Source organism: Desulfuromonadales bacterium (genome assembly GCA_035620395.1).
GTDB lineage: Bacteria > Desulfobacterota > Desulfuromonadia > Desulfuromonadales > DASPGW01 > DASPGW01.
On sequence record DASPGW010000078.1, the window covers coordinates 1 to 7706 of the forward strand.

The 7706-nt window shown below is 61.6% G+C and carries 11 protein-coding genes; 8 read left to right on the plus strand and 3 right to left on the minus strand.

What is annotated here, in order from left to right:
• From VD811_04560 to VD811_04590, 7 genes are all read left to right on the plus strand, one after another.
• The coding region (locus VD811_04560; GenBank protein ID HXV20252.1) for a malate dehydrogenase at positions 1-352 on the plus strand (352 nt) is incomplete at its 5' end.
• Positions 353-541: 189 nt separating this feature from the next.
• Complete coding sequence (locus tag VD811_04565) at positions 542-733, plus strand: 4Fe-4S binding protein (protein HXV20253.1); 192 nt, start codon at positions 542-544, stop codon at positions 731-733.
• 24 nt (positions 734-757) lie between these two features.
• Positions 758-1897: a 2-oxoacid:acceptor oxidoreductase subunit alpha gene (locus VD811_04570; GenBank protein HXV20254.1), complete on the plus strand. Its 1140-nt coding sequence runs from the start codon at positions 758-760 to the stop codon at positions 1895-1897.
• 1 nt (position 1898) lies between these two features.
• On the plus strand, positions 1899-2714 hold the full coding sequence (locus VD811_04575) for a 2-oxoacid:ferredoxin oxidoreductase subunit beta (protein ID HXV20255.1): 816 nt from the start codon (positions 1899-1901) through the stop codon (positions 2712-2714).
• Positions 2715-2736: 22 nt separating this feature from the next.
• Entirely contained in the window at positions 2737-3285 is a 549-nt protein-coding gene (locus VD811_04580; protein ID HXV20256.1) for a 2-oxoacid:acceptor oxidoreductase family protein, read from the plus strand.
• Positions 3286-3419: 134 nt separating this feature from the next.
• Positions 3420-4232 (plus strand): polysaccharide deacetylase family protein, encoded by an 813-nt coding sequence (locus tag VD811_04585; GenBank protein HXV20257.1) that lies wholly within the window; start codon positions 3420-3422, stop codon positions 4230-4232.
• 326 nt (positions 4233-4558) lie between these two features.
• Positions 4559-5188, plus strand: coding sequence for a MarC family protein (locus VD811_04590; GenBank protein HXV20258.1), 630 nt, complete (start codon positions 4559-4561; stop codon positions 5186-5188).
• Between the two features lie 111 nt (positions 5189-5299).
• Here VD811_04590 and VD811_04595 read toward each other — a convergent pair whose 3' ends face one another.
• Entirely contained in the window at positions 5300-6241 is a 942-nt protein-coding gene (locus VD811_04595; GenBank protein HXV20259.1) for a class 1 fructose-bisphosphatase, read from the minus strand.
• 189 nt (positions 6242-6430) lie between these two features.
• On the opposite strand from VD811_04595, the gene VD811_04600 reads away from it, so the two are divergent.
• Positions 6431-6820 carry a hypothetical protein gene (locus VD811_04600; GenBank protein ID HXV20260.1) on the plus strand — a complete coding sequence of 130 codons (390 nt, stop codon included), beginning with the start codon at positions 6431-6433 and terminating at the stop codon, positions 6818-6820.
• A gap of 77 nt (positions 6821-6897) precedes the next feature.
• On the opposite strand, the gene VD811_04605 is transcribed toward VD811_04600, so the two are convergent.
• The gene (locus VD811_04605; protein ID HXV20261.1) at positions 6898-7116 is read right to left on the minus strand and encodes a hypothetical protein; all 219 of its coding nucleotides are present in this window, start codon (positions 7114-7116) and stop codon (positions 6898-6900) included.
• Positions 7117-7363: 247 nt separating this feature from the next.
• The coding region (locus VD811_04610) for an inositol monophosphatase family protein (GenBank protein HXV20262.1) at positions 7364-7706 on the minus strand (343 nt) is incomplete at its 5' end.

Below are 7706 nucleotides of genomic sequence, written 5' to 3' on the forward strand. Positions count from 1 at the left end.
ATACGGCAGCGCCGCCAAGGCCAAGGAAGTCATGGAAGCCATGGTCAAGCGGACCCGCGGCGCCGGCGGTGAAGTCGTCGCCCTGCTCAAGACCGGCAGCGCCTTCTACAGCCCGGCCTCCTCGGCGATCGCCATGGCCGAATCGATCCTCAAGGACCAGAAGCGGGTGCTCCCCACCTGCGTCTACCTGAACGGCGAGTTCGGCGTCAAGGGCTACTACGTCGGCGTCCCCTGCGTCCTCGGCGAAAAGGGGGTCGAAAAGATTCTCCAGTTCAAACTCGACGCCGAAGAGCAGGCAATGATGGACAAGTCGGTCGCGGCCGTCAAGGGCCTGGTCGACAGCCTGAAATAACGGATACCATTGGCCGTGCGGAAAGAAGGGCAATGGCGACATTGCCCTTCTTTTCTATCTGCAAACACCGTTATTTTCGTATACAAATTTTGCTGGCAAAGCGTCGCCGTATATGGTAAAATTTCGCCGATTTATTAACCCGTTAATTTGATAATAACGGCAAACACGCACAGAAGGAGAGAAGCGGGAATGAGCAGTCCGAGAATCGAAGTAATCGAAAGGAACTGCAAGGGGTGCAGCATCTGCGTTGAATTCTGCCCCACCAACGTACTTGAGATGGATGCGTTCCTCGTCAAAGTCGCACGCCCCGAGGCCTGCATCAAGTGCATGCAGTGCGAACTGCGGTGCCCGGATTTTGCGATCAAGGTTCATGCGGAATAATCAATTCACAGGAGGTCGTTAATCGTGGCTAAAAAAGTTGCTCTTTTGCAGGGGAACGAAGCCTGCGCTCACGGCGCCTTGTACGCCGGCTGCAGTTTCTTCGGCGGCTACCCCATCACCCCCTCCACCGAGGTGGCGGAAGTTCTCTCCAACGAACTCCCCAAGATCGGCGGCAAGTTCATCCAGATGGAAGACGAGATCGGCGCCATGGCTTCGGTCATCGGCGCGTCCCTCACCGGCGCCAAGGCGCTGACTGCGACCTCCGGTCCCGGCGTCTCCCTGAAGCAGGAACTGATCGGCTATGCCTGCATCGCCGAGGTCCCCTGCGTCATCATCAACGTCATGCGCGGCGGCCCCTCCACCGGCATGCCGACCGGCCCCGGCCAGTCCGATGTGCAGCAGGCCAAATGGGGCACCCACGGCGACCATGCGACCATCGCCCTGGTCCCCGCTTCCTGCCAGGAGATCTTCAGCGAAACGGTACGCGCCTTCAACCTGGCCGAGAAATACCGCATGCCGGTGCAGGTCCTCTATGACGAGATCGTCGGCCACATGCGCGAGCGCATCGAGTTCCCCGAGCCGGGCGACCTCGAAGTCATCGACCGTGCCAAGCCGACCGTCCCGCCCGAGCAGTACAAGCCCTACGACACCTCCTTCGGTGATGTGCCGCCGCTGGCTGCCTTCGGCTCCGGTTACCGCTTCCACGTCACCGGCCTGAACAAGGCGCAGGACGGCTTCCCGACCACCAAGGCCGAGTACGTCGACAACGAAGAGCGCCGCCAGATCCGCAAGGTCGAGGGCGAAGCCGCCCGCGCCGACATCGAGAAGAACGACGAGTACCTGACCGAGGACGCCGAAGTGCTCATCTTCGCCTACGGCTCCACCAGCCGCTCCGCCCGCTACGCGGTCAACGAACTGCGCAAGGAGGGGATCAAGGCCGGCCTCTTCCGCCCCATCACCCTCTGGCCCTTCCCCGAGAAGCGCATCGCCGCCCTCGGCAAGAAGGTCAAGACGATCATCGTTCCCGAGCTCAACCTCGGCCAGATGAATCTTGAAGTGGAGCGTGTCGTCAAGGGTGCCTGCCCGGTCATCAGCATCGGCCGCGTCGACGGCGAGCCGATCAACCCCGGTCAAATCATGGCCCAGGTCAAGGAGGTCAAGTAACATGGCTTACGATTACGATAAATACCTGCGTCCCGGGAAACTCCCCCACATCTGGTGCCCGGGCTGCGGCCACGGCATCGCCATGAAGGGTCTGATCCGGGCCATCGACAGCTGCGGTCTTGACAAGAACAACACCGCCATCGTCTCCGGCATCGGCTGCGCCAGCCGTCTGCCCGGTTACGTCGACTTCAACACCCTGCACACCGCCCACGGCCGGGCCGCGGCCTTCGCCACCGGCGTCAAGATGGCCAAGCCCGAGATGAACGTGATCGTCGTCGGCGGCGACGGCGACGGCACCGCCATCGGCGGCAACCACTTCATCCATGCCTGCCGCCGCAACATCGACATGACCTACGTCATCTTCAACAACTTCATCTACGGCATGACCGGCGGCCAGTTCTCCCCCTGCACCCCGACCGGCGACAAGGCCTCCACCACCCCCTACGGCAACCCGGATCCGATCTTCGACATCAGCAAGCTGGCGATCGGCGCCGGTGCCACCTTCGTGGCCCGCACCACCAGCTTCCACGCCACCCAGATCGACAAGCTGATCGCCGAGGGGATCAAGCACAAGGGGATGGCGGTCATCGAAGTCCTCGACGACTGCCCCACCACCTACGGCCGCCGCAACAAGTTCCGCAGCGTCGTCGACATGATGAAGCGGCTCAAGGAGATCGCCGTGCCGGTGGCCGCGGCTTCGAAGATGACTGCCGAGCAGCTCAAGGGCAAGGTCCTGACCGGCGTCCTCTACAAGGAAGAGAAGCCCGAGTACTGCGAACAGTACGCCAAGGTCATTGCCAAGGCGCAGGGCGCCTGATCATCACAAGGAGAACCGATCCATGGCTAAAAGATATGAGATTAGATTTTCCGGCGCCGGTGGTCAGGGCCTGATCACCGCCGGCATCATCCTGGCCGAAGCGGCGTCCATCGTTGAAGGAAAACACGCCGTCCAGTCGCAGAGCTACGGCCCCGAAGCCCGCGGCGGCGCTTCCAAGTCGGAGGTCATCATCTCCGACGGCCCCATCGACTACCCCAAGGCGACCATCGTCGACGCCTGTCTGGCGATGACCCAGGAGTCGGCCGACAAGTACGCCAACGGCATCAAGGCGGGCGGCGTGCTGCTGCTCGACTCGGACTTCGTCAAGCGCGAGCCGCAGGGGGATTTCAAGACCTACAAGTTCCCCATCACCCGTACCGCCAAGGATGACATCGGCCGCGAGATCGTCGCCAACGTCGTCGCCCTCGGCGCGATGATCGCCCTGACCGACGCCGTCTCCCGCGAAGCCGGCGAGAAGGCCGTCCTCTCCCGCGTCCCGGAAGCCTTCCTTGAACTGAACAAGAAGGCCTACAACATGGGCTACGAGAAGGTCAAGGAACTGCTCAAGTAAGAAATGTCCTGTTTTTGATGCAAAGAGCCCGGGGGCACCTGCCACCGGGCTCTTTGCATTTTTCCCCCTTCCCTCGCGCCGCCGAAAGGCGTATCCTGTTGCCGGTCCTTATCACCCTGCGAGGTTATGCCCACATGAAGAAGTTCCTTGTCCTGCTCGCCCTGTTCCCCCTCTTCTGCTCTTCCGCTTTTGCCGCCGCTGCCGATTTCAAAGTCCCGATCCTCCTCTACCATCGCTTCGGACCGACCGTTGCCGACAGCATGACGATCACCACGCCGGTCTTCGAGTCGCACCTGAAGTTCCTCAAGGAGAACGGCTACACCGTCATCCCCCTGCGGCAACTGGTCGACTATTACCTGAAAAAGGGACCGGCGCCGGCGCCCAAATCGGTGGTCATCGTCGCCGACGATGCCCACAAGTCGGTTTACACCGACATGCTGCCGCTGGTGAAGCGCTACCGGATGCCGGTGACCCTCTTCACCTACCCCTCGGCCATCTCCAACGCCAGCTACGCCATGACCTGGGAGCAGCTGCGCGAGGTGAAAGCAACCGGGCTCTTCGACATCCAGTCGCACACCTACTGGCACCCCAACTTCAAGCAGGAGAAGAAGAAGCTCTCCGCGGCGGAGTACGACAAGTTGGTGACCTCGCAGCTGGGCAAGGCGAAGGCGAAACTGGAGAAAGAACTTGGCGGACCGGTAGACCTGCTCGCCTGGCCGTTCGGCATCTACGACGACGAACTCTTGAGGAAAGCGGCGGCTGCCGGCTACGTGGCGACCTTCACCATCGAGGCCCACCCCGCCGGACCGGCGGATACTTTGATGAAGCTACCGCGCTTCCTGCTGAACAACAGTGCCCAGGGCAGCACCTTCGCCCGGATCGTCGGCGCCGAAGCGCGACCGGTGGTGGCGAAGGCGCCTGCCGCGGCAGGGGCGAAAACAAAGTAATCCGGGGCGGCGATGCTTCTCGGAGTCCCGAAGGGGCGGGTGTGCAACCCGCCCCTTCTGCGTTTAACGAAAGTTCATTGACGGGTGGGGGGGGAAGGGGTAAAAAAAGATGCAGTCTTGTAACCTTTCTCTCGTGACCGCCTAAACATCCAAAACGTGAATAATGGGGAGATGTCAAGACAAGTGAGAGTCCATGTTTCAGCAGTAATTCAGAGGACACCTCACTTAATTGGCGACAGATAGTACCGGGGACAGGCGGGAATCAAGCGAAGCACCCCCCGGGCTCAGCATACCGGTCCCATACAAAAGTCGACGGAAGAGAGCTTATGACCGGTTTCATCGATCTTTGGGCCGCATTTTTCATCCAGATGTTCATCATTATCGACCCGATCGCCGGCGTGCCGGTCTTTCTCGCCATCACCCCCCACAGCAGTAGCGACAAGCGCCGACTGATGGCCCGCCGCGGCTGCCTCGCCGCCTTCGGGGTTCTTGCGTTCTTCCTGCTCATCGGCCCGCCCTTCGTCAGTTTTTTCGGCATCACGCCCCCCGCCGTGCGCATCTGCGGCGGAGTGCTGCTCTTCTTCATCGGCATCGAGATGCTCTACGGGCGCCGAACAGGCACCGAAACCACCCCTGGCGAAGAGCGCCTGGCCGAGGCGAAGGACGACATCTCCATCACGCCGCTGGCCATCCCGCTGCTGGCAGGCCCCGGCGCCATCACCACGACCCTGATCTTCGCCGGCAGGGCACAGACCCCCGCCGATCATCTGGCGCTTTTTCTCTCTCTCGCCGGGGTCTTCGCGCTCACCTTCGTCTTTCTGCGCCAGGCCGACCGGCTCATGAACCTCATAGGCCTTCTGGGCGCCACCATTCTCACCCGCATCATGGGGCTGGTGCTGGCATTTCTCGCCGTGCAGTACGTCATTGACGGCATCACCGCGGCATGGCGCCAGTAGCTTCGGAGACAGCCTCGGCTCAATTTCAGTGAATGTCTTGCCGATCAAACAGAAGGAGGCAGACCGCGCGGCCTGCCTCCTTTAATGTTGCTCTCTCCCTTCCCTCTCCCCCTACCCCAACTCGGCGACGAATCGCTCCGCCAGCGCCACATCCTCCTTGCAGCCGATGAAGACCGGCGCCCGGTCGTCGATTCCCTGCGGCACCAGGTCGAGGATGCGCTGCCGCCCGGTGGAGGCGGCGCCGCCGGCCTGTTCCATGAGGAAGGCCATGGGGTTGAGCTCGTAGAGCAGGCGCAGCTTGCCGTCCGGTTTCCCTTGCAGGTGCGGATAGAGGAAGACCCCCTTCCCTTTGAGCAGGATCTGGTTGACATCCGGCACCAGGCCGCCGCTGTAGCGCAGCTTGGCCCCCTGCTCCTCCATCTGGCGCACGAAGCTCTCGGTGCCGGGCGTGTAGAGATTGCGCTGGCCGCCGGGGGAGTAGATGCTCCCCTTGGGGGCCACGGTGATGTTCTCGCGGATGAGATCGTACTCCATGAGCTGGTTCATGGCGAATTCATGAACCCCCCTGCCGGTGGAGAGGACCATGGTCGTGCGCGGCCCGTAAAGGATATAGAGGGCCGCCACCTGGTTGCGCCCCGGCTGGAGCAGATCGCACCCTTCGTAAATCGAAACGATCGTCCCTACCGCCAGGTTGACGTCGACCAGCGAGGAGCCGTCGAGGGGATCGTAGGCGACGGAGTACTTGCCGACGCAGTCGGGAGAGACGGGGATGATCTCGCAGGTCTCCTCGGAGACGATGTTGGCTACCACTCCGGAGTGCATCAGGCGCTTGCGCATGATCCGATCGGAGAGGACATCGAGGGCCAGCTGCTCCTCGCCGTAGAGGTTGGAGGTGCCCGCCACGCCGAGATCGCCGGTGCGGATGGCATTGACGATGTACTTGGAAGCATCGGTGATCTCGCAGATGAGTCGGGTCAGATCCCGGTTCTCTTCCGTCTCCCGCAGATAACGCCGAAGGTCGATCTGGAACTTGGTTTTACCCGCTTCAGCCATCATTACTCCTTCCCCGGCAACCGCGGCCGGAAGCGCCATGAAAAATTGCTCAGAAGTTTAGACCATCTTGGCAGCCGGGGCAAGAACAAAGCCGGTTAAATCCGTCCTCCCCGGCTTGACTGCCGGCCGCGAACTGTTATCCTTGCCCTGCATTTTCGCCAACCGACAGGGCAACTCCAGGAGCGTACGATGACCGACCCGAGCGAACAGCAGGACAGGAAAAAGGGGCACACGGAAAAGCTGTGGGAAACCACCCGCAAGACCTTCCATACGGCGACCTTCAAGGCCAACCAGTACAAGCGGATCGTGCAGAAGAAGATCGACCTGGGCTCCCTGCACAAAAAAATATCTCACACCTATTTCGACCTGGGCATGCTGATCGACGAGCTGCGGGGAAGCGGCCAGTCGGACCTGCTCGCCAGGGAAGAAGTCCAGGCGCTGCTGCAGAAGCTGGACAGCCTCAAGCATGCAGCTGCCACCCTGGAGGAGGAGATCGAGGCGATCCGTGCCGAGGAAGAGCAGCGAGCGGAAAATTCCAGCGAACCCTTTCGTGAGCTGAGCGAAAAAAAGATCGATTGAGCAGTTGCGGCCACATCAACGAAAAAGGGCACTCCGCGTGGAGTGCCCTTTTTCGTTAAATGCGCAGGAGGAGATGGTCAGCGGAGATGCTTGCGGGGCTTCGGTATGCTATGGAGGCTCGCATCCTTGTGCTCGCGATCCCACTTGCGCATCGCCTCCTGGATCGTATCCTCCACCTCCACAATCTCGGCGGCATGCCGTTCCATGATGTCCAGATCCTCGTCAAGACGTTCGAGATTCCTGTCAAGACCGGATTCGACCTTCTTCACTCTTTCCTGGGTGTTCAGCTCGGCCATGCATACCTCCCTGCACTGCTTGCGCCCTTTGCGCCGCCGAGCCCAATGCCCGCCCGGATTAAAGGGTGCCTTCCTGCCTGTTTTCAGTATAGCACAGACTTTGCCGGAGCCAGCAACGGGGATTGGTGCAATCAGCAAAGCACAGATACGCGTTCCGAACACCGCCCAGCGACTTCCGGACCCCGGCCTGCCGACGCCAGGCGGCCTGCAGCCGGCAGATCCGTCAGCGGACCTCTCCACGGCTGGCTCAATGCCTGCCCTGCGTTGGCCGCTTCCCCCGCCGGAGCACGGTCACCATCCCGTCGTGGAGCAGACCGTTGCTGGCCAGACATTCCTGGCCGCATATATCCAGCGACCGGCCGTCAAAATCAGAGACCCGGCCGCCAGCCTCGGTCACCAGCAGCTGCCCGGCCGCGACATCCCAGGGTTTGAGTTTCATCTCCCAGTAACCATCCAGGCGCCCGGCGGCGGTGTAGGCAAGATCGAGACTGGCGGCGCCGGCCCTGCGGCAGGCCTGGGCCTCCTGCTGGAAATTGAGGAAATGATCGTAGTTGTTCACCGAACTCGTTTTGCGGTCATAGGGGAAGCCC